This is a genomic window from Streptomyces sp. NPDC003456, assembly GCF_042878735.1.
Taxonomy (GTDB): domain Bacteria; phylum Actinomycetota; class Actinomycetes; order Streptomycetales; family Streptomycetaceae; genus Streptomyces.
On sequence record NZ_JBIAOK010000002.1, the window covers coordinates 1,131,132 to 1,153,580 of the forward strand.

A 22,449-nucleotide genomic window follows, 5' to 3' on the forward strand; every position below is an offset into this window, starting at 1 on the left:
TGACGACGAAGCACACCGCGCCGGCCCCGCCCGTGCAGATGGACGAGGCAAGCGGCACCGTGCTGCTGCGCACCACTCACAGCGCCTACGTGCTGAAGGCGGACCGGGACACCGGTACGGTGCGCCACGTCCACTGGGGCGCTCCCTTGCCCCTCGCCGACGCGGTCGCCCTGCCGCTGTGGTCGGAACACGACAACAGCTTCGCCGGCCGCTGGGACGGGGTGGAGGAGTACCCGGTCGAGGGCGGTGCCCGCTTCGGCGTACCCGCCCTGGAGGTGCGCTTCGCGGACGGCTCCAGTCCCGTCGAGGCGGTGCTGGAGGACCTGGTCCTGGCCGCCGACGACCATCTGGTGGTCCACCTCCGGGACCGCGCCCGGCCTCTGGCCTGGCACCTGCACTACCGCGTCCCCCCGCACGGCGACGTGATCGAGCGGTGGGCGGAGGTGCACCACACGGGCACCGCCGACGACGGGGACATCCTGCTGCCGCGCTGCTCCGCGGCCCACTGGCCCGTGCCCCAGCGGCCGCACTGGCGCATCGGCTCGGTGCACGGCGGCTGGTCCGCCGAGGGGCGCCTGGAGCGGTCCGGGCTGCCGGTGGGGGAGACCGTCCTGGGCAGCAGGCGCGGGCACACCGGGCACCACGCCAACCCCTGGCTGGCGCTGGACGACGGGCACACCGGCGAAGAGCACGGGGAGGTGTGGGTCGTCGCGCTCGCGGCCAGCGGCAGCTGGCGCCTGACCGCCCAGCGCACCGCCGCCGGCCGGGCCGGCGTGCTGGCGGGGGAGGGGCACGAGGGCGTCGAACTGCGGCTCTCACCCGGCGAGAGCCACCGCACTCCGGTCAGCCTCGGGCTGTACACCGGCGGCGGATTCGGCGGCGCGAGCCGCGCCTTCCACCGTCATCTGCGCACCCACGTCCTGCCGCACCCCGAGGAACTGCGGCCCGTGCTCTACAACTCCTGGGAGGCGACCTCCTTCGAGGTGAGCGAGGACAACCAGCTCGACCTCGCCCGCCGTGCCGCCGAACTGGGTGCCGAACTGTTCGTCCTCGACGACGGCTGGTTCCGCGGACGCGACAACGACCGGGCCGGCCTCGGCGACTGGACGCCCCACCCGCAGCGCTTCCCCCGGGGCCTGCGCCCCCTGGCCGACGAGGTGCACCGGCTCGGCATGGACTTCGGCCTGTGGGTGGAACCCGAGATGGTCAACGCGGACAGCGACCTGTACCGGCGGCACCCCGACTGGGTCCTGCACCTGCCCGACCGCACCCCCACCGAACTGCGCCACCAACGCGTCCTCGACTTCTCGCGCCCGGAGGTGACCGAGTGGGCTCTCGGCCTGCTGGGCGAACTCGTGGCGGAGAACGGCGTCGACTACCTGAAATGGGACTTCAACCGGTCCTTCACGGAAGCCGGCGTGCACACCGGCGGCCCCGACGCCCGCCGGGTCCACGTGCACCACGCGCGCGGCGTGTACCGCGTACTGGACCAGCTGCGCCGCGACTTCCCCCGCCTGCGCATCGAGGCCTGCGCCGGCGGCGGCGGTCGTACCGATGCGGGCATCCTCGCCCGCACCGACCAGGTGTGGACGTCCGACAACACCGACGCGGTGGACCGCCTCACCATCCAGCACGGCTTCAGCCAGCTCTACCCCGCCGGTGTCATGGCCGCCTGGGTCACCGACAGCCCGAACCCGCTCACCGGCCGCACGGTGCCGCTGCGCTTCCGCTTCCACAGCGCCATGGCGGGCGTCCTCGGCATCGGAGGCGACCTGACCCGCTGGACCGACGCCGAGCGCGCCGAGGCGACCGACCTGATCCGGGACTACAAGGACATCCGCCCCGTCGTCCAGCACGGCAGGCAGTTCCGCCTCCTGGCTCCGGGCGAGGGGCCGGTCACGGCCGTGCAGTACCTCGGGGAGGACGGCGACCGGACCGTCGTGCTGATCTGGCGACCGAGCACGGCCTTCGCTCCCGCGCAGCCACCGTTGCGGCTGCGCGGACTGCACGACGGCTCCCGCTACCGCGACGAGGACACCGGACGTGAGTGGTCCGGTGCCACCCTGTCCAACTTCGGTCTGCCCCTGCCCGACCTGCCGCCGGGAGACTGCGCCAGCGCACTGGTCCGTCTGCGCCGCGTGCAGGACCCGTGCGACGGCTGACTCTCCGGGGCACACACCGTGGAGACGCCGCCCTCTTGCGACGCTGAGAGCGCTTTCCCGGCGGGGGAGGGGCGTGAAGTATGGTGATCACGGAAGGGAGGGTGTGCTGTGCGAGAGCGGGTCACCATGGCCGACGTCGCGCGTGCCGCCGGCGTCTCCTCCGCCACCGTTTCCTACGTGCTGTCCGGCAAGCGGCCGGTAGCTCCGGAGACCCGGGCCGCGGTCGAAGCGGCCATCGCCGCACTCGGCTTCACCGTCAACGTCGCCGCCCGCAGCCTGCGCACCGGTCGGTCCAGCCTCGTGGCGCTGATCGTGCCCGACATCTCCAACCCCTTCTTCGCGCAGCTCGCGGCCACCCTCCAGGAGGAGCTGCGCGGCCTGGGGCTGCACGTCGTCGTGTGCAACACCGCAGCACGCCGGGACGAGGAGCGGGCCCTGCTGGCGGAGGCGGTGCAGCAGCGGTTCGCGGGGGTGGTGATCACCCCGTTCCGACTGAAACCGCAGGATTTCGAGCCCCTCGTCGACGCCGGCATGCCTCTCGTCGTCAGCGCCGACGTCTCCTTCGGCCCGATCGACCTCGTGACGCCGGACGCGCGGACGGCCACGCGCCGCGCGCTCGAGACGGTCGTCGCGGCCCAGCGGCGGCGGATAGCCATGATCGCGGGCCCCCGCGATGCCACGGGCGGCGATCCCCGCCTCGAACACCTCAGGGCACTTGCGCTGCAGTACGGCATGTCCCTGCCGCACGAGCTCGTGGTCCGGGGAGAACACACCCGGGAAGCCGGAGCGGCCGGCTTCGGCGCGCTGATGAGCCGCCGGTACCGCCCGAACGCGGTCTTCTGCGGCAACGACGTGATCGCGGTCGGCGCGCTGGACAAGGCCCACGAACTGGGCATCGACATCCCCGGCGACGTGGCGCTGATAGGACACGACGACGCGTCCTTCGCCTCGCTCGTACGCCCGAGGCTGACCACCATCCGCTATCCCGCGACCGAGGTCGGCAGAGCGGCCGCCCGGCTGCTCACGGAGCGCCTGAACGGGCGGAGCATTCACAAGACGGTGCGGGTCAAGGCGGAGTTCGTCGCTCGGGCCTCCGTCTGACCCGCCCGGTCACCGGCCCCCGGAGCCGAGCGGGGTTCCCGCCGACGTTCACCGGCGGTACTCGCGGTCGCGCCCAGCACGAGGGTCACGGACGTTCGAACAGCTGGAGCAGGCCGCCCACGGAGAAGCATCCGGCACCCAGGAGGGTGCCCCAGTCGGCGATGTCGGCGTTGATCAGCCCCCCGGTGCCGGGGCGGGTGTAGGCAGCCACGGCCGAGATCATGAACAGGACGGAACCGAGCTGGTTCACGGCGACGATCCACCAGCCGATGCTCCGCCGGCGCAGGCAGGGCCATCCGCGGTGGCAGATCTCGGCGAAGCCCAGGTGGCCGGAGATCAGGAACAGCAGGCAGCCGATGACGTCCGGTGCCCAGACGAGCCGGTTGACCTGCTGCACGCTCAGCCCCTGGAGGAAGGAGTCCAGGAGGTCGACGGCGAACACCAGGGTGCCGGCCAGGAGCACGAACGCGCTCAGCCAGTCCACTCGGGTCGGCTCGTAGCTCCACCAGCGCCAGCCGTGGGTGAACAGGCGCCCCTCGCCCCCGGGGTCATGGCGGGGGGCGTTGACGACCTGGAGGACGGAGACGTACCCGCCGGTGGTGAAGAACAAGCCACCCGCGAAGTAGATCGAGGCGCAGGTGGTGGCGTCCGCGGAGCCGAACTGGGCGACACCGGCTCCGGCCGCGAAGAGCGCGCCGCCGATGATGAAGGCCGTCGCGGCGATCGCGTTCAGCGTGCGCAGCCGGTGGAGCGTGCGCTCGTCGGCGCTGACGTTCCGGTCGGTCGACGCTCCCGGCGGCCGCGCCGCGATGACGCCGCGGCGACGAGCCGGGCGGGACTCCCATACGGCGCTGCCGCCGCCGGGCGGTTGCCAGGTGAGTCGGGTGGTGAAGGGTCCGGCGCCTTGGGCGCGCTGCTCGGTGGACGTCATGCGGACGGGACGGCGATGCTGATCACCCGTCGACCTTGCCAGAGGAGGAGGCGCGAAGCGGTGGTTTCCCGGCGCCCATCCGTGTGAAGCAGTCGCGCGGACGCTGCTCGGTGCCGTCGTACCGTCGTGGGTGTAGGCGTGTGTACCGCTCCAGTACCAGCCCGGCACGTTCGGGTACGCCCGGAGCGGGACGACGGGACCGTCATCGAGGCGGACTCCCGGCCTGCGTCCGCACCGGCAGGATGGACCCAGAGTTCTTTTCGACGTTCTGCCTGCAAGGAGTCCTGGTGCCCTCTTCTTCCGACGCCCGTTCCGTACGTCTCGCGCGCGGAGCATCGCCGTGGCTCCTTCCGACCGTCGCCACCGCAGCACTCAGCCTGGCCCGCGCACGCCGCTCCGGCGCCGCGAGGGCCGTGGCCGTTCCCGCCACCGCGCTGGCGGCGGGGATGCTGTGGTTCTTCCGCGACCCCGAGCGTGAGATCACCCAGGGCCGGGTCATCTCGCCCGCCGACGGTGTGGTGCAGAGCATCATGCCGTGGAAGGACGGCCGCACCCGCGTCGCGATCTTCATGAGCCCGCTCAACGTGCACGTCAACCGCGCCCCGCTGGCCGGCACCGTGACGTCGGTCGAGCACGTGCCCGGCGGCTTCGTTCCTGCCTTCAACAAGGAGAGCGAGGACAACGAGCGCGTCGTCTGGCACTTCGACACCGAGCTCGGCGACATCGAGATGATCCAGATCGCCGGCGCCGTCGCCCGCCGCATCGTCCCCTACGTGCCCCAGGGCACCAAGGTCGAGCAGGGCGAGCGGATCGGCCTGATCCGCTTCGGCTCGCGCGTCGACCTCTATCTGCCCGAGGGCGTGGAGGTCGCGGTCGAGGTGGGACAGAAGACCGTGGCCGGGGTGACCCGCATCGATCGCGGCTGAGCCCGCCACCTGCGCACTGCGCCCTGTCGAAGGGCAAGCTCGTTGCGGCGGCTCGCGCGGGGCTGCCGTCAGCTGCTGAACTGCAGGCGCAGGAAGGCGTCGAAGGCCCGCGCTCCCAGAAGCCGGCGGGTGTGCACCAGGGCGACGGCGGCCGGCGTCACCAGGTAGCGGGTGCGGGGACGCCTGGCCGTCACGGCTCGCTCGACGGCTGCTGCCACCGCTTCCGGACCGGCCGTGAGCAGCCGGGAGCGGTAGGACTCCGTCATCTGCCGAGCGGCGGCCCTGTTCAACGCGGCGTACGCGCTGTCGCCCCGTTCGGACTCGGCCAGGGTGCCGGAGGCCGTCTCCTCGAACCCGGTCCGGATCAGACCGGGTTCGATCAGGCTGACCTTCACGCCGAAGGGGGCCGCCTCGAAGCGCAGGGCGTCGCTGAGCGCCTCCACGGCGTACTTGCTGGCGTGGTAGTAGCCTCCCGACGGGAAGACGATCCGTCCGCCCATGGAGCCGATGTTGACGACGCGGCCGGTGCCGGCGGCGCGCATGCCCGGCAGGACGAGCTGGGTCAGCCGGGCCAGCCCGAAGACGTTGGTCTCGAACTGGCGGCGTACGGCGTCGAGATCGGTCTCCTCGACGGTGCCGTACTGGCCGTACCCCGCGTTGTTGACCAGGGCTCCCACGAAGCCGTGCTGCTCCTCGACCGTGCGCACGGCGGCAGCCATCGATGCCTCGTCGGTGACGTCGAGGCCGAGCAACCGGATTCCCTGATCGGCGAGTCCGGCCAGTACGGCCGGACGGCGCGCCGTGGCGTAGACGGTGAGATCGGCTCGGCGCGCCAGGCGTTGCGCGGTGGCGCGGCCGATGCCGGAAGAGGCTCCGGTGATCAGTACGGCAGTGGTCATGGTGTGGTCTCCCGGCCGGCGGTCAGGCCGGCGATCATGAGGTCGACGCCTCGGCCCAGCAGGTCGAGAGCGGCTTCGGGGTCGGTGGGGTCCGCTTCCAGTCCGCGGGTGAGGGCCAGGAGCAGATCGGCGGTCCGCGCGGATCCGGGTCCCAGCCCGGACTGCTCAAGGGCGCCGCGCAGCAGCGTGCGCATCGTCTCGTCGTAGTGCGCGAGGAGGTCGGAGGAGACGCGCGCGTCCACGGCGAGCAGTTCCGCGGCGTGTGCCGGGCTGTCGCGCCAGATGCGCATCACCATCTCCAGCTTGGGCCGCAGCACCCCGTGGATCCGGGCAGCCGGCGCCTCGTCCCCTTCGAGCGCCCGCCGGGAGGCGTCCAGTGCGTCGTCGAGCATGCGCTGGACGAGCCGGTGAAAGGCGTCCTGCTTGTTGCGGACGTGCTGATAGACAGCCGGCCGGGACATGCCCGCTGCTCGGGCGATGTCGTCCATGGTGGTGCGGCGCACGCCGTGCCGGGTGAAGCAGACGTAGGCCGCGTCGAGGATGGTCTCCATGCGGGCATCGGTGAACACGCTGACAATCTATGCATGGAATGTCAGAGTGTCAATGCGGGGTGGTGCGGTGCGCGCGAACCGGAGCCCGGGCGCACCACCAGGCCCGGGCTCCAGCGACGGCAACGGCGCGTGCGATCAGCGGCGTCTGCCGTGGGCCTGCGCCAGATAGCCCCGCAGCAGCAGCTGGTTGGCCATCACCCCGGCCACGGTGTGCTCCGTGAGCGTCCAGTGACGGATGTCGAACGCGCTCTCCGCCCAGGGCCACTGCTCCCACGCCGGGTGGATGCGGGGGGTCAGTGCCGCCTTGGCGTGTTGCGCGCCCCAGGTCGACTGGTGCAGCGGTCCTATCGCGGACAGGCCCTTCGGGATGCGCTGTCCGGTGAAGTAGGCCTGGAGGTGGAACGACACCACCTGGCGTGATCCCAGACCGCCGGTGAAACTGGCGTTGTGCGGATTGCGGCCCAGGCCGAACTGCCCCATCTGTGCCAGGGCGCGGACATACTTGTCGTCACCCGTCACCCGGTGGGCCAGCACCAGAGGGTACGGCTCGCCCAGGCGATCCTCCCAGTCCCTGGGCGTGGCCATGAGCATGAACGGCGAGCCGTCGACGGTTGCCGCCGCCTGGTCACCATGAGCGGCGAGCGTCTCGATCGCCCGGGCCTGGAGGTCCTCGTCGACCATGGAGGCCGGCAGCGTCGCGTAGACGCCCAGGCCCCACGGGCCGGAGTACGAGAAGCGGTCCAGTCGCAGATCGCCGTCCGGGTGGATGCGCCCCAAGGACTCCTTGAACAGGTCATGCCAACTAGACTCGCCGGTCAGGCGGTACATCCACGCGGCCGCCAGGTTCTGCGTCTCGTCCCGCGGGAAGTGACCGGTGTGGAAGATGTCGGGGACCTGCGGGTTGGCGACCGCCCACTCCATCGCCCGTGCCGCGCTGGCGCGGTACTCCTCGCTCAGCCGCGGATCGAACCGGCGCAGGACCGTCGAGAGCTGGGCGGCGGCGGCCGCGTAGGCGTAGGAGACCTGCGGAGTCGAGGGCGTCACCGCGGTCGGCATGCCGTGGGCGAAGCCCGGCTCGTCCGGGTGCTCGATCGACTCGACGCTGCTCGGGATGCCTCCGTCGGCGTACTGGATGCGACGGAACAACTCCATGCACCACAGCGCCTCGTTGACGAGGTCGGGGAGGTGGTTGCCGGACTCGGGAAGGTTCAGCCGCAGGCGCTCGAAGTACCGCGGGTTGCTCTCGTACAGGTCCAGCATCACGTGGACCGCCCGGGTGTGGTTCTGGCCCCCGATGTTGCGGTCGTAGTCGCCCGCGTCGTGCCAGCCGCCCCAGGCGTCGGGGTTGTGGGTGTCCAGCAGAATGGACGCCTGGATCCGCTTGAACGGGTTGCCTTCGCCCGACTTGCTCGGGAACCGGACCGGGTCGAAGAAGATCGCCGGGTCGGTGGAGTGCACCTTGAAGCCGTCGTCCGGGTGCAGCGCGCGGGCGATGCGGAACTCGGTGTGGGGTCGGCCCAGTTCGATGCCCGAGCGCTGGTTCAGGTAGCCGTGCGCCGAGACCCTGGCCGCTTCCTCCCAGACCCGACGGTCGATACGGAAGGGGAAGGAGCAGCCGAGCCCGGGCACCCAGACCCGGTACACGCCGGGCCTGTCGAACGAGGAGAAGTCCAGGGCGTACGTCGTCACCGGCATCGCCGCGCCGTCGGGATCCTTGGCCGGATAGAGCGGCGTGATCTTGCCCGGCACCGCTTCCTGTCGTACCCTCACCCTGCCGCTGAACACCTTCGCACCGCTGCGCGCCTCCACCAGATGGAACCGCGTCAGCGACGACAGCGCGGCGTCGCCGCCGGTGCCCAGCCACATCGCCATCATGGCGACCTTGTCCTTCTCCTCCGGGTGGTGTCCCACCTGGTTGACGTGGAGGGCCTCGGTGCGCAGGCGCCGGTCATCGAAGGTGAAGCGCAGCTCGGGCCCGAGGGGCGAGCCCTCCGCCAGCCGAACACGGTAGGTGGCGCCCGGCTGAAGTGGGCGCGGCAGTTTCAGGTAGATCTCGTGCCGCGCCGTGCTCACGTTCTCGACGAGGCCGTTGTCCGTCATGGCCCATTCGGCCATCTGCGGCCTGCTCTTGCGGAACACCTCCAGGGGTTCGGCCGGGCGGCGGTAGCCCACGTCGTTCTTGGACTCCAGCGCGTAGCTGGACCTGGCATCGGCCCATGCCAGGTCCAACTCCTCGCCCAGCAGCCGGCGGTGGGGCCACAGGTACAGGTCGTTGTCCGGTCCCGCCAGGGTGCCCAGGCTCGTGCCGTCGCGGAGCAGCTCCCGCCCCCGCGCCCAACTGTGCTCACCGTTCGGGCCGTACGGCACCAGCCGGCTGCGCTCCACCCTGTCGCCGGGCTGAGCCACGTACTTCTCGACGGGGAAAGCCACGATGAACTGGGCGTCCACCACGAGGGCAAGCGTGTCGGGCGCCGCCGCGTAGATGTGCCGGAGCTTCGGCTCGGCCGTCGCCGGCCCGCCGTCGGCCTGGCGCACCAGGGCACGCTGAACGCCCTGATAGGGCTGGAAGTTGAGCGGCAGATCGGGCCGCGGCCGGTGCCCGGCGGCGGCCGCACCCGCCGGGGACGCCGTCCCCGCGGCCGCGTTCGCCGCAGCGGACGACACACCGACCGCGGCGGTGGCGACCCCCAGTGCGGTCAGAAACGTACGGCGCGACGCGCTGCCGCGCGGAGGCGTCGGCTTGTTCATGGTCACTCTCCTGTCTTCATTGACGTCGGAGTCGACGTGTCCCCGCCGGGCGCCCGGGCCAGGACGCCGAGCAGGCGGTCGACCCCTCCGGATCGCCGTTCACCACTCCTGGGTGACGGCGCTCGGCCCACCGGACGGACATCCCGATCAGCCGTCGCACGGTCAGGGGTGAGGCACCGCATCCATCAGCCCCGGAACCGGGTGTCGCGTCACCACAGAACGTCCGCTCCACGCAGAGGCGTTGGGCATGGGGTGCCTGACTCGAGGCCCCATCGTCACGGCGATTGAACGCAAAATCAAGGGTCGCGTCACACATTGGTTCCGACCCGGAGGTCGACGCCTTGCAGAGGCTTTCCTCAGCGGTGTCCGCTTCCCCGGCGAGGCGAGAATTGCGCCAGGTCACGGCAGGGCCGCCCGGGGTGGACGCAGAATGCGTTGCGGTAGATTCTGTGCCCATGGTTACTCTCCGCACGGTGGCCGAGCACGCGGGCGTCTCAGCGGCTGTCGTGTCCGCCGCCATCTCGGGCAGCAGCACCGTTCGCATGAGCGAAGCCACGCGGCAGCGGGTGCTCGAGGCGATCCGTGAGCTCGGCTACGTGCCCAATCACGCCGCCAGGTCGCTGAAGACCTCGCGCACCGGCATCGTCGCCACGATCACGCCGAAGATCTCCAACCCTGTCTTCGACGAGGCGCTGCGCGGAGTGCAGGATGCTGCGGACGCCCACGAAGGCGTCGTGCTCATATCCGACTCCGACCGCATCTCCCCCGGAAGCAATCTCATGAGCCGCCTCGTGGGCACGGGCATGGCGGACGGTTTCCTCGTCCGGTTCATGGCGGTCGACAACGAGAACATCGCGGCGTTCACCGCGCGAGGGGTGCCCTGCGTCATTCTGAACGGCCCGTCCGACGGCACCCACGTCTGTGTGTGGGTCGACGACCGCGAAGGGATCTTCCTCGCGACGGATCACCTCCTGGAACTGGGCCACCGGAGAATCGCGCTCATCGGCGGTCCGCCCACGCCCTTCACCGCGGACGCCCGGGGGAACGGCTATCGCGCGGCCTTCAGAAGCCGGAGGCTGACGCCTCCCGGCCGGGAGTGGATCATGCCCGGGTACGAGCCCCACGACGTGAAGACGCGCCTGTCCTCCCTGATGCGCCGGAGCGACCCTCCGACGGCCGTCGTGATCGACAACGTCGTGCTCGCGCGTGGGCTCATCGCGGCGGTCGCCGACCTCGGCCTGCGGGTGCCCGACGACCTCTCCGTGATCGCCTATCACGACATCCCGCAGGCCGACTTCTACCGGCCGGCGCTGTCGACGGTGAAGATGCCTCTCTACGAAGCGGGCGTCCGCGGCTACGAGACGCTGATGCGGATGATCGACGGCGGCCAGGGCCGCAGCGCGACCGTCCGCAAGCCCGCTCCCACGATCATCGACCGGGGCTCCACCGCTCCCCTCGGCCCGACGTAACGGGCCGGGCCGGCCGGACCCCGCCCCGGCAGCGACGAGGCGCCCAGGGTGCTCGGAGTGCGCGCAGAGCGTCCCCTCCCGGGCTGCGGCGGTACGCGGGCGGCGCCGAGCCCGACCGTTCGCAAGCGCACATCCATGCTTCCGGTGGCGGAGCGGCGGGCGGGCATGTCGAGCAGGCCGGCCTGGGGACGAGGGCCGCATCGGTGACGCCCACGACCAGGCACGGCTGCACACGCTGACGCCGCTGCCGAGAAGAGAGCGGGACGGAACAGGTTTCCCGCGTGGACCTGTCCGTCCCGCCATCAGGCGCCCTCGTCCCTACAGCGCGCCGAGGGTCTTCACGCCGGGACGACCGGCCTTCGACGGGGTACGGGTGCAGGGAGAGCCCGAACCGACCTGATAGTCCTTCGGACTCTGGCTGTCGGCGTCCCTGAAGCGGGGGTCGCCGACGGTCGCCCGGGTGTCGACCTGCTGGGGCGGACGGTTCGACCAGCAGTTGGTGTCGAAGCGGACCCCGGAGCCGCTGCCGATCTCCAGCAGGCCGTGCGACGGGGCCGCGAAGACGTTGTTGACGAGGCTGAGATTGTCCACCGTGCGCTCGTCGGGTGTTCCGCCGACGACGACGAGCGCCTCGGAGACCTTCGCGAGGCGTGCGGGCCGGGCGAAGGTGTTGTGCGCGACCGGGACATCGCGCATGCCGCACGCCTCGGCGGCGTCGTCCCGGGTGTCGCACTCATAGGGGTAGTAGCTCAGGGCGGCGGCGGAGCCACTCACCACGTTATGGGTGATCGACACGTTCTTCAGGGGCACGAAACCCCGATAGCGCTCCTGCGCGAGCTGGATCCCCGCGGCGGGCCGGCTGTTGCGCTCGAACGTCTCCTTGCCGGTGCTGGTGATGAAGTTGCGGTCGATGCTGACGTGCGACGCATTGTCGACGTAGACGTTCACGCTCCAGTTGTCACGGACGGTGTTGCGCGAGACGGTGCAGCCGGTCGACAGCAGACAGTCGATGCCCTCGCCGAAGTTCTCGTAGACCTCGTTGCCGGTGATGGTCACGCCATCGGTGTTGTGGGCCACGACCGCGGGACTCCAGTCGGCGCCCCGGGGCCGGAGTGCGGGGCTGTGCCGCGTGCTGGTCGCGGTGACCTCGTTGCCGTCGAGCAGGATCTGCCGGTTGCGTCGCTTCGCGGTGCCCAGCGAGTTGATTCCCGCGTTCTTGACGTGGAGGACCTTGGTGTTGCTGATCCGCACATGGGCGGACGCGTAGACGGTGATGCCCGCACCACTGCGGTTGTTCCGGCACGTGAGGTTGCGGACCACGACGTACTCGGCGTGGTTGACCGCGAGGCAGTTCGGGCCCTGGAAGCTCTTGAGCGGCACCGCGGGCGCCTTGCTCATGTCGATCCCTGATCCGGGTCCGGCGCCTTCGATGATCAGTGGGCGGCCCCGCGTCCCGGACAGGTTGACCGCGGATTCCTTCGTCGGCGTGTGCATACCCTGCACCCGGATGAGGAGTCCGGCGGGTCCGCGCCGGCGGGCGGCCTCCAGGGCCGCGTCGAGGGTGGCGAACTCGTTGCCGCCCCGCGCGCCGGCCCGTACGAGCAGTACCTCGACGGGTGCGGCGTTGCCCTGCCAGGCGGGGGCCGGTACCCGGGCGGAGGCCGCACCGATCTCGTCGGCGGTCGTCTCCTGAGGAGCACGGCTTGTCGCTGAGGATCCGGGCTCGCTGCTGCTGGGCGCCGGCTTGTCCGGCGGCGTCGGACTCCTCTCGGCCTCCGGCACGCCACTGCTGCCGGAGGCTGTCTGCGCAGGGGCCGACCCGTGCGCGCCGTCCTCCTCGCCGGCGGCGCAGCCGGCCATCAGCGTCAGCACGGTAGGACCTCAACATGTGTGCGGTCCGGGCGAGTTGGCGCGACGACCGTAACAGACAGCGAAGCAGCGGCTCCACGTCGCGCGGTGGCCCGGGGCGCCCGGAGGCTCCACGGGCGCGGCTGTCCCGGTGCTTCCGTCCTCACCCTCGAACTCAAGCTGAACGAAGCGTTGATTTTTCGATTAATCACTGCCAGCCTTGGGGCGCGGCCGGTTCGAAGCCGAGCCCTGTGTCTCGATGATGGAGTGGCATGATGCGCCCTGTTGACGGCGTCCGAGATCGTCCCCCGCGAATCCTGCTGGTCTCGTCCTGGCAGACCATCAACATCGGGGACGTCGCTCACAGCCCCGGCGCCCTGAGGGCGTTCCAGCGCTTCTGCGAGGGCGCGCAGGTGACCCTGTGGGCGTGGTCCTCCGGCGAGCGCGAACGGAAGATGTTCGCCGAGCACTTTCCCGACGTCACCATCGTCGAAGAGCGGCTGGTCGAGGGGGAGGCCCCCAGCAGGAGGATCCTGCGGCTCTTCGAGGAGTCCGACGTCCTCGTGCACGGTTCCGGCCCGTCCATCCTCGCCCGTGCGGAGCTGGAGGCCTGGCGCGCCCACACCGACAAGCCCTACGGGTTCTTCGGCGTGACGTTCGATCCACTGGCGCAGGTGGCCGGGCCGGGATTCTTCGGCACCCTCGACGAGGTGACGGCGATGGTCGAGGCCATCTCGCAGCCCATCCTCAGTGCGGCGGACCGCGGCCTGCTGGAGGGGGCGGCCTTCCTCTACTGCCGGGACTCGCTGTCGGTGAAGTACCTGTGGAGCCAGGGCCTGGTGTCCGCCTCGTTCATGCCCGACGCCGTGGTCTGCTGCGACCTCCAGGACGCGGAAGCGGGGAGTGCGCTGCTGACCCGGCTCGGCTGCGGCGAGGACTTCATCTGTGTCATCCCCCGGCTCCGGTTCACCCCGTACCACCAGATCTTCGACCTGGAACCCGAGCGCCGGCACGTGCTGCAGGACGCGGTGAACGCCACCTTCGAGCAGTCCGACATGGACGCCCTCCGCGAGATCGTGGAGCGTCACGTCCGCCGGACCGGACAGCACGTCCTGGTCTGCCCGGAGATGGAGTACGAAGTGCCGCTGGCGCAGGCGCACTTCGGTCCGGGTGATCTCGCCGCCGACGTCGCGCCGCGTGTCCACGTCGTTCCGCACTTCTGGTCCCTGACGGAGGCCGCCGCGGTCTACCGCCGAGCGGCCGCGGTGATCAGCATGGAGTGCCACAGTCCGCTGATCGCACTGGCGGCCGGTGTGCCCGCGATCTACCTCCGCCAGCCCACCGACACCATCAAGGGCCACATGTACCGGGACCTCGGTATCGGCGGGCGGCTCGTCGAGGCGGGGCCGACAGCGGGCCGCGACGCCGGCCGGGTGCTGGGCGAGATCCTCTCCGACCGGGAGGAAGCCGGCCGGGCGACGCTGGACGTACGTGCCGCCGCGGAATCGCTGATCAGCGACGCCGTCGAGACGATCCGGGTGACGGTCAGCAGGGCCGTCGCGAGGAGCCGGTGACGGCTTCCCCGGGCGGCCTCCCGGCCGCACCCGTGTGCCCGCACATCCGGCGCCGCACCGTGGTGGCTGCTCGATCCGGGCCGACTCCGACGACCGTCACATCGTGCAAAGGTTCGCCGGGCGGCACCGTCGCACCGGCCTCACGCCCCCATACCTTCGTGGGACCACATCGCACACACCAGCAGGTCGCCCCCACGAGCGGAACCCGGGCCGACCGCATGCTCAGGCGAAGAAGGAAGGATCCGGCGTTGTCGAACGATGTCTCGAACCCTGCCACCGGCGAAGTCGTCCCTACCCCGCAGATCGGCGAGAGCGAGCTGTGTGACCGCTTCGGCGACGTACCCACGGCAGCCATCAACGACGTGCTCCGGGCGCACGGCCTGCTGCACCAGGTGCTCCCGCCGGCTGTCACACCCCTGATGCCGACGGCACGCACCGCCGGCATCGCCTTCACGATCAAGGGCTCGAAGAACCTGGTCCTCGACGACGAGATGGAGGAGCGCGCCGCGATGCTCGAAGCGATCACGAGCAACTCGGTGTGCGTCTGGGACACGTCGGGGGACGACGAATCCGCCCAGTGGGGCGAGGTGATGACCCTGGCGGCGATGCGCCGGGGCGCCCGCGGAGCGGTCGTCGACGGGGGTGTGCGCGACACCGAGAAGCTGCTCCAACTGGGCTTTCCCGTCTTCTGCCGATACCGCACGTCCAACGGCATGCTCGGCAGATTCCGGATGTCCGCCTGGCAGACACCGGTCCGCATCGGCTCGGTGACCATCGAGCCCGGTGACGTGATCGTCGGCGACCTGGACGGCGTCATCGTGGTGCCCAGGGACCGAGCGGCCGAGGTCCTGCTAGCCGCTGAGGCCGTCGAGGAGCAGGAGAACGACATCAAGTCGCTGATCCACGACGGGCTGACCCCCAGAGAGGTGGTGGAGCGCGGTGGGTATTTCTGAGCACGCCCCGCACGGGCTCGGGTCGCCTGCCGTCGCCGCGCCGGCCTCTCTCGCCGTGGACCTGTACGACCACTACGAGCGGTCCGGCGAGGTCAAGGCCTACTACGGACTCCTGGCCCTCTACGCGCTGGCGCGCGTCGGTCAGGGCACCGGGAACTCCGCGGTGCTGGACCGCGTCGAGCGAGTGCTGCGCCGGTTCCCCGACGAGATCGAGCACCCTCCGTACAACTTCCCGAGCTATCGGATCGGCGGGATGGCGCAGAGCTTCCTCCTCGCCCAGGGCCGCATGCCGGAGCGCCGGGAGTGGGTGCGTGAGTACGCCGAGGAGATGATGGCGGCCCCCCGCGACGGCAAGGGCATCCTCAAGCTCCCGCACAGCTCCGGCGATCTCATCTGGATCGACGCGGCGATGGCGGCGACGCCCTTCCTCCTCCACGCGGGCCAGGCACTTCGGAATCGCCGTTACATCGACGAGGCCGTCGACCAGGCGGTGCTCCCGTACGACGAACTGCTGGATAGCGCGAACGGTCTGCTGCACCAGTGCCGCGGATTCATCGCCCCGGGAGTCCTCTCCCAGGACCACTGGGGGCGCGGGAACGGCTGGGGGTACTTCGCCCTGGCCGAGCTGGTGCGCGGCCTGGCCCATGACGACCCCCGCAGGGGCGAGGTGGTCGGCCGGTTCCGGGCCCTGTCCCAGGCGCTGCTGCCGCATCAGAGTCCCCGGGGTCTGTGGCGGCAGGAGATACCGCTGCCCACGGCCTGGGAGGAGTCCTCCGGCACCGGTCTCATCCTTTACGGCATCGGGGTCGGGATCGAGTGCGGCGTCCTCGAAGGGCCCGTGTGGCGCGACGCGCTGCGCCGCGGCCTGACCGGTCTCACCGCGAGCTGCGTCAACCAGGACTTCTCGATCGAGAACAGCTGTCCGGGCGCGCTGTGCCCGGGAACCGGCGCGGCCAGGGGCACCGTCGAGGCGTATCTGACCGCCCAGGCCCCGTACCGCGACGAGCCGCACGGTTGCGGGCCGCTGGTCCTGGCGCTGGGCGTCGCGCCCGTCGCGGGCGTGGATCGCGTGGTCCTGCGCGCCGAGCCGCAGCAGACCACGTTCCTGGAACCATGGAAGGGGCGCCACGCTCATGGCTGATCACACAAGAGCCGGCCGCACCGTGCCGGACGAGGGCGGGGCCGTCACAGCGACGCAGGCCCGTCCGTCTCGGATGCCGAGCGCCGCGCACGGCACCGGCAGGGCCGGACCGAACGACGGCAAACCCACGGGGGTCTCGGCCGGGAGCCCCGACCGGCGCAAGCCGGCCGGGACATCGCGACGCAAGCGGTTCGTCCGCGACCGGGCACTGCTTCTGATGGTCCTGCCGGGCCTGCTGCTGTTCCTCGTCTTCCACTACCTGCCGCTGCTGGGCAACGTCATCGCGTTCCAGGACTACGTTCCGTTCATCGGCATCCCGGACTCCCCGTTCGTGGGGCTGCAGAACTTCGAGACGCTCTTCGCGGACCCGGCGTTCTGGAACGCCGTCCGCAACACCCTGGTCATCACGCTGCTCAACCTGGTCCTGTTCTTCCCCGTCCCGATCGCGATCGCCCTGCTGCTCGACAGTCTGTTCCACGAGCGGATCAAGGGCCTCATCCGCAGCGCGATGTTCCTGCCCCACTTCATCTCCTGGGTCGTCATCGTCGCGCTCTTCCAGCAGATCCTCGGCGACGCCGGCGTCATCAACCAGTTCATGCTGGACCGCGGCTGGGACACCATCGACATCATCGGCGACGAGTCGCTGTTCAAGTTGCTGCTGGTCGCCGAGGTGACGTGGAAGGACGCGGGATGGGCGTCCATCATCCTGACCGCGGCGCTCGCCTCGATCGACTCCAGCCAGTACGAGTCGGCCGCCGTGGACGGGGCCGGGTACTGGCGGCGGCTGTGGCACGTCTCCCTGCCGGGGCTGCGTCCGGTGATCATCCTGCTGCTGATCCTGCGCCTGGGGGACGCCCTGACGGTGGGCTTCGAGCAAGTCCTGCTGCAGCGCTCGAGCGTGGGACCGGAGGCCGCGGAAGTGCTCGACACCTACATCTACTTCTTCGGTGTGGAGAACGGAAACTGGTCGGTCGCCGCGGCGGCCGGCCTGTTCAAGGGGATCGTGGCGCTGTTCCTGGTGCTCGGCGCGAACAAGCTTGCCCACAAGTTCGGCCAGGACGGGGTGTACACGAAGAGATGAGCCGATACTCAGCGAACCGCCCGGCGTGGATGGAGAAGCCCTCCCTGCTCGCCCGCACCGTCAAGTTCACCGTGCTGGCCGCCGTACTGGTCGCCGTCGTCTTCCCCTTCCTGGTCGTCCTGTCGACCAGCGTGTCGAGTCAGGAGGCGATCTCCCGCGCGGGAGGCATGGTCGTCCTGCCGACGGACCTCTCGTTCGCCGCGTACAACGAGATCCTGGGCGGCGGCGTGGTCAGCCGGGCCGTCGTCATCAGCATCGTGATCACCGTCGTCGGCACCCTTCTCAGCGTGTCCTGCACGGTGCTGGCGGCCTACGGGCTGAGCCGGCGCGACTCGTTCGGCCACGGCCCCCTGCTGACGATCGTCCTACTGACGCTCCTGTTCACCCCGGGCATCATCCCCAGCTACCTGGTGGTGAAGGAGCTGGGGTTGCTGGACAGCTACTGGGCACTGATCCTGCCCACGGCGATCAACGCCTTCAACCTCGTGATCCTCAGGAACTTCTTCCTCGACATCCCCGCCGAACTGCGGGAGGCCGCGCGCATCGACGGCGCGGGGGAGTTCATGATCCTGCGACGCGTCGTCCTCCCGCTGTCCAAGGCGATCGTCGCGGTCATCGCGATGTTCTACGGAGTCGCGTACTGGAACTCCTTCTTCAGCGCGATGCTCTACATGACGACCGAGTCGAAGTGGCCGCTCCAGCTGGTCCTGAGGGTCTTCGTGCTCGAAGGCCAGGACATGGCCGTCTCCGGCGAAGCGCCTCCTCCCCAGCAGGCCCTGCAGATGGCGATCGTGGTCGTCGCCGTCATCCCGGTCCTGATCGCCTTCCCCTTCGTGCAGCGGCACTTCACGAAGGGAGTCATCACCGGCGCCATCAAGGGCTGACCGGTGAGGACCACGCGATCCTCCCGCTTGCGGCCCCGGCCGCCCCCGAGTCACCCCCGGGCCGTTCCTACGGCCGCCGGCCGTTCCGGCGTTCCCTCCCAGCGCCCCGGCCGAACTGCCGACGACAGTCACGTCCGTCATTCTCCGAAGGGTCAGTGAAGCAATGAGCCGCTCCCGCAACATCCCGACCCCGTCGCTCGACAGACGACGGTTCCTGTCCCTGGCCGCGCTGGCCGGCGCCTCGGTCGGCACCGGTCTGCTCACCGGCTGCAGCTCCGGCGGCTCCGGGGGCAGCGGCGGCGGCGCCGCCGTCGACCTTCCGACGTACGTCGCGCCGAAGGGGCTGAAGCCCGACCTCCCCGCCACGTCCGCCGGTGTGGCACCCGGCTACTTCACCTACCCGGACCAGCTGATCCGGACGGTCGACAAGGCGCCCGGCAGCGGGACCGAGCTCAAGTCGATGGTCATGACCTTCTCACCGGCTCCCGCCCGCTCGAAGTACTTCGAGGCCGTCAACAAGGCCCTGAACGCCCCCGTCGACCTGGTGATGGTGCCCGCGGCCGACTACGCGCAACGCTTCAGCACCGTCGTCGCCGGCGGCGACCTTCCCCACACGATGGAGATCGTGTGGTACCTCGGGCTCCCGCGGCTGACCGAGTTCCTGCGGGCCAAGTGCGTCGACCTGTCGGACCACCTGGCCGGCGACGCCGTGAAGAAGTACCCGAACCTCGCCGCGATCCCCACGCCGAGCTGGAGCGGTGTCCGGCTCAACGGCCGCATCTGGGGTGTCCCCATCCCACGCAACCCGTTCCAGCCCGCCCCGTTCTACCGCAAGGACATCGTCGAGGCACGGGGCGTCGCCCTTCCCACCAACGCCGACGAATTCGTCGCGTTCTGCAAGGAGTTCACCAACCGCCGGCGCGGTGAGTACGCCATAGCCGGCACCAATCCCGCCAACCCCTTCGGCATCGACTACTACCGGGGCATGTTCGGCGTGCCCAACGGCTGGGCCGAGGACGGCGGGAAGCTGACCCACTTCATCGAGACCGACGCGTTCCGGGATTCGGTCGCGTTCAGCAAGAAGCTGTGGGACGCGGGCGTCTACCACCCGGACAGCCCCTCGATGGACCAGAACAAGGGCGCGAACCTGTTCACCACGCGCAAGGCGCTGATCACCTTCCGCGGTAACCAGGGCTGGGGAGCGATCCAGCGGGACGGGCAGAGCGTCGATCCCGACCTGCTGGTGGGCGCGCTCCCGCAGATCGGCGCCGACGGCGGCCCCGGGCAGAACAACCTCGGCGCGGGCTCGTTCGGCATGACGGTGATCACGAAGGAGGCGGAGGACCGCGTCGAGGAGATCCTCGCGATCGCCGACTACCTCGCCGCTCCCTTCGGCAGCCAGGAGTACGACCTCGTCAACTTCGGCCAGCGCAAGGTACACAGCACCGACTCCAAGACGGGCCCCGCCCTCACGAAGCTGGGGCAGAAGGAGATCATCCTCTCCTACCAGTACGTGGGGGCCGCCGAGCAGGTGCTGTTCGACGCGAAGTACGTGGACGAGTACGTCAAGCCGGCCCACGCATGGCAGAGCGACCTGTCGAAGAACGGCGTGAGAAATGCGGTACACGGCCTGACCTCCGCGACGGAGTCCCGGGTCGCCTCGTCGCTGCAGACCCTGATCGACGACACCGTCACCTCGGTCACGGTGGGACGCAAGCCGATGTCCGCACTCGACGACCTGGTGGGCCAGTGGAAGGCGCAGGGCGGCAAGCAGATCAGGACCGAGTACGAGAAGGCGCTTGCCAAGCAGTGAGACGCCTCGGGCTCGAGGACACTCGCCCGAACGGGGTGCGCCGCACGCGTTCGTGCCCGTACCCGCTTGATCCCCGGAGGGGCGCCGCTCACTCCTGACGCCCCGCGCGGCGTCCCTCCGGCCCTCCCGCACGAAAGGAAGGAACACCGTCCGATGCCCCTTCATGTCGCGGACGACCGCAGGGCGTGGTTTCTGTGCACACCCCGCACGCTGTACGCCGTCGCCCTGTCCGAGGCCGGGCTGCCCGTGCAACGCCACTGGGGAGCCGCCCTGCCGCCAGGCGACTGGGAGACGGTACGCCGAGGCGAGCAGCCACGGTGGCAGACGGACAGCGCTCGCCCCGCCCAGCTCGAACAGGAGATCATCCCGGACGGCGGTCTCGGCTGGGCGCTGCCGGGCCTGCAGGTCGAGTTCCCCGGCAACGTCCGGGCTCTGGAACTCGAGTACGACGGATACGAGACCACCGACAGCGCCCATCAGCAGGAGCTGCACCTGCGGTTGCGGGACCGGTTGTTCCCCCTGACCGTGACGCTGCACTACGCGGTGCGGGACGACACCGACGTCATCCGCCGGTGGCTGACGCTCGACTGGGCCGAGACCGCCACCGGAGACCTGACCGTGCTGCGAGCGGACTCCGCCTCCTGGCGCGTCGAGGAGGAGAGCGACCCGTGGTTCAGCACCGTGCACGGTCACTGGGGGGCGGAGAACCGGCTGCGCCGGTCCCCGGTCCCCGACGGTGAACTCACCCTGACGGCCCGCACGGGAACGACGAGCCACCACAACAACCCCTGGGTCATGCTGCATCCCCCCGGTGCCACGGAGGACCAGGGCGAGGTGCGCAGCGTGGCCCTGGCCTGGAGCGGGAGCTGGCACCTCACCCTCCAGCGGCGAGGCGAGGGAGACGTCGCCGTCGGTGCGGGGTTCGGGCACGAGGGCGTACACCTCCGGCTCGCGCCCGGCGACTCCTACGAGGGCCCCGCCTCGCTCGGCAGCTACACGGTCGGTGGGTTCGGCGCGGCGTCCCGGGCGTGGCACGACTACCTGAACGCCCATGTGAAGCCCTCGCCCGACGAGGTGCGACCGGTGCTCTACAACGCGTGGGAGGCGACCGGGTTCGACGTTCGCGAGGCGGACCAGATGTCTCTCGCCGAGCGTGCGGCCCGGCTGGGAGCGGAGCTGTTCGTGCTGGACGACGGCTGGTTCGGCAGCCGCGTCGACGACACCCGCGGCCTGGGCGACTGGCACCCGAACCCCGACCGCTTCCCGAAAGGGCTGCACCCGCTCGCCGCCCACGTGCGGGGCCTCGGCATGGGGTTCGGGCTCTGGGTGGAGCCCGAGATGGTCAACCCGGACAGCGACCTCTACCGTGAGCACCCCGACTGGGTGCTGCACTTCCCCGACCGGGTCCGGCACGAGGCGCGCAACCAGCTGGTCCTCAACTTCGCCCGCCCCGACGTCCAGGAGTGGGCACTGCGCCGGCTGGACGCCCTGGTGGGGGAGTACCGGCTGGACTTCCTGAAGTGGGACATGAACCGCCCGTTCTCCCAGGTGGGGTGGCCGGAGCGCCCCACCGACCAGGGGTGGATCTGGTACCGCCACACCGAGGCCGTCTACCGCGTCATGGACGTGCTGCGGTCGCGTCATCCGTACCTGCGCATCGAGTCCTGCTCCGGTGGCGGCGGCCGGGTCGACGCCGGCATCCTGCAGCGGGTCGACCAGTTCTGGACCTCCGACAACACCGACGCGCTCGACAGGCAGACCATCCAGCACGGTTTCTCGCAGCTGTACCCCGCTTCGGTCATGTGCAACTGGGTGACCGACTCGCCGAACCCCATGTCGGGACGTGCCGTGCCGCTCGGATACCGCTTCCACGTCGCGATGGCCGGCGTGCTCGGGGTGGGGGGAGACCTCAACCGGTGGAGCGACGCCGAACTGGCCGAGGCGGCCGGCCTTGTCGCGCAGTACAAGCAGATCCGCGCGACCGTCCAGCACGGGTGCCAGCACCGGGTGGGGGGACGACCGGGTCACGAGCCGAGCGGCGTGCTCTACGTCGGAGACGAGGAAGCCGTGCTGCTCGCCTACGACCCTCGCCGCTCGCTGTACGCCGGACCCCGCCGGCTCCGGCTGACCGGACTGGACCCGGACACCCGCTACCGGGTCGAGGACATGAGCGGCAGGGGGGAAACCACCGAGGCCAGCGGCTCGTTCCTCATGGAGCGCGGCCTGGCCGTGCACCCCGATCGTCTGACGCACCCGACCAACGGCACCCAGCGGTTCTCCGCCGAGGACTTCGTGAGTTCCTGCACGCGCCTCACCGCGCTTCCCCGGCGCCACGGCGCCGCCGACCCGGCCGGAAAGTGAACGACCG

General features: G+C 70.5%; 16 protein-coding genes. 11 read left to right on the forward strand and 5 right to left on the reverse strand.

Annotated features, from left to right (window positions below):
- Positions 1–38: 38 nt before the first annotated feature.
- Positions 39–2,162 carry an alpha-galactosidase gene (locus ACFYWG_RS10550; RefSeq protein WP_389200771.1) on the forward strand — a complete coding sequence of 708 codons (2,124 nt, stop codon included), beginning with the start codon at positions 39–41 and terminating at the stop codon, positions 2,160–2,162.
- A gap of 108 nt (positions 2,163–2,270) precedes the next feature.
- Positions 2,271–3,263, forward strand: a complete 993-nt coding sequence (locus ACFYWG_RS10555) for a LacI family DNA-binding transcriptional regulator (protein ID WP_383508956.1) — start codon at positions 2,271–2,273, stop codon at positions 3,261–3,263.
- Between the two features lie 85 nt (positions 3,264–3,348).
- Here the strand turns inward: ACFYWG_RS10555 and ACFYWG_RS10560 are convergent, their stop codons facing one another.
- Positions 3,349–4,194, reverse strand: coding sequence for a hypothetical protein (locus ACFYWG_RS10560; RefSeq protein ID WP_389200573.1), 846 nt, complete (start codon positions 4,192–4,194; stop codon positions 3,349–3,351).
- A gap of 287 nt (positions 4,195–4,481) precedes the next feature.
- On the opposite strand from ACFYWG_RS10560, the gene ACFYWG_RS10565 reads away from it, so the two are divergent.
- Positions 4,482–5,120, forward strand: coding sequence for a phosphatidylserine decarboxylase (locus tag ACFYWG_RS10565; protein WP_389200575.1), 639 nt, complete (start codon positions 4,482–4,484; stop codon positions 5,118–5,120).
- Positions 5,121–5,188: 68 nt separating this feature from the next.
- Here ACFYWG_RS10565 and ACFYWG_RS10570 read toward each other — a convergent pair whose 3' ends face one another.
- The 3 genes from ACFYWG_RS10570 to ACFYWG_RS10580 all read right to left on the reverse strand — a co-directional run bounded on the left by ACFYWG_RS10570 (position 5,189) and on the right by ACFYWG_RS10580 (position 9,318).
- Complete coding sequence (locus ACFYWG_RS10570; protein WP_385418303.1) at positions 5,189–6,019, reverse strand: oxidoreductase; 831 nt, start codon at positions 6,017–6,019, stop codon at positions 5,189–5,191.
- Positions 6,016–6,588 carry a TetR/AcrR family transcriptional regulator gene (locus ACFYWG_RS10575; protein WP_385418306.1) on the reverse strand — a complete coding sequence of 191 codons (573 nt, stop codon included), beginning with the start codon at positions 6,586–6,588 and terminating at the stop codon, positions 6,016–6,018. Before ACFYWG_RS10575 ends, ACFYWG_RS10570 begins: the two co-directional genes overlap by 4 nt.
- Before the next feature lie 117 nt (positions 6,589–6,705).
- Entirely contained in the window at positions 6,706–9,318 is a 2,613-nt protein-coding gene (locus ACFYWG_RS10580) for a glycoside hydrolase family 9 protein (RefSeq protein ID WP_389200578.1), read from the reverse strand.
- 455 nt (positions 9,319–9,773) lie between these two features.
- On the opposite strand from ACFYWG_RS10580, the gene ACFYWG_RS10585 reads away from it, so the two are divergent.
- The gene (locus ACFYWG_RS10585) at positions 9,774–10,787 is read left to right on the forward strand and encodes a LacI family DNA-binding transcriptional regulator (protein WP_389200580.1); all 1,014 of its coding nucleotides are present in this window, start codon (positions 9,774–9,776) and stop codon (positions 10,785–10,787) included.
- Between the two features lie 318 nt (positions 10,788–11,105).
- On the opposite strand, the gene ACFYWG_RS10590 is transcribed toward ACFYWG_RS10585, so the two are convergent.
- Positions 11,106–12,659, reverse strand: coding sequence for a right-handed parallel beta-helix repeat-containing protein (locus ACFYWG_RS10590; protein WP_389200582.1), 1,554 nt, complete (start codon positions 12,657–12,659; stop codon positions 11,106–11,108).
- Between the two features lie 248 nt (positions 12,660–12,907).
- Here ACFYWG_RS10590 and ACFYWG_RS10595 point away from each other — a divergent pair, with 248 nt between their 5' ends.
- The 7 genes from ACFYWG_RS10595 (at position 12,908) to ACFYWG_RS10625 (ending at position 22,442) form a co-directional block, all read left to right on the forward strand.
- Positions 12,908–14,209, forward strand: coding sequence for a polysaccharide pyruvyl transferase family protein (locus ACFYWG_RS10595; RefSeq protein ID WP_389200584.1), 1,302 nt, complete (start codon positions 12,908–12,910; stop codon positions 14,207–14,209).
- A 248-nt stretch (positions 14,210–14,457) separates the two neighbouring features.
- Complete coding sequence (locus ACFYWG_RS10600; protein ID WP_389200586.1) at positions 14,458–15,162, forward strand: RraA family protein; 705 nt, start codon at positions 14,458–14,460, stop codon at positions 15,160–15,162.
- Positions 15,149–16,303: a glycoside hydrolase family 88 protein gene (locus ACFYWG_RS10605; RefSeq protein WP_389200588.1), complete on the forward strand. Its 1,155-nt coding sequence runs from the start codon at positions 15,149–15,151 to the stop codon at positions 16,301–16,303. The genes ACFYWG_RS10600 and ACFYWG_RS10605 overlap by 14 nt, the downstream gene beginning before the upstream one ends.
- A gap of 73 nt (positions 16,304–16,376) precedes the next feature.
- Positions 16,377–17,384: an ABC transporter permease gene (locus ACFYWG_RS10610; protein ID WP_383507190.1), complete on the forward strand. Its 1,008-nt coding sequence runs from the start codon at positions 16,377–16,379 to the stop codon at positions 17,382–17,384.
- Complete coding sequence (locus tag ACFYWG_RS10615; protein ID WP_383507160.1) at positions 17,381–18,268, forward strand: carbohydrate ABC transporter permease; 888 nt, start codon at positions 17,381–17,383, stop codon at positions 18,266–18,268. Before ACFYWG_RS10610 ends, ACFYWG_RS10615 begins: the two co-directional genes overlap by 4 nt.
- A gap of 163 nt (positions 18,269–18,431) precedes the next feature.
- On the forward strand, positions 18,432–20,081 hold the full coding sequence (locus ACFYWG_RS10620) for an extracellular solute-binding protein (RefSeq protein ID WP_383507156.1): 1,650 nt from the start codon (positions 18,432–18,434) through the stop codon (positions 20,079–20,081).
- 153 nt (positions 20,082–20,234) lie between these two features.
- A complete protein-coding gene (locus ACFYWG_RS10625; RefSeq protein WP_389200591.1) occupies positions 20,235–22,442 on the forward strand; it encodes an alpha-galactosidase in 2,208 nt (735 codons plus the stop codon).
- Positions 22,443–22,449 lie beyond the last annotated feature (7 nt).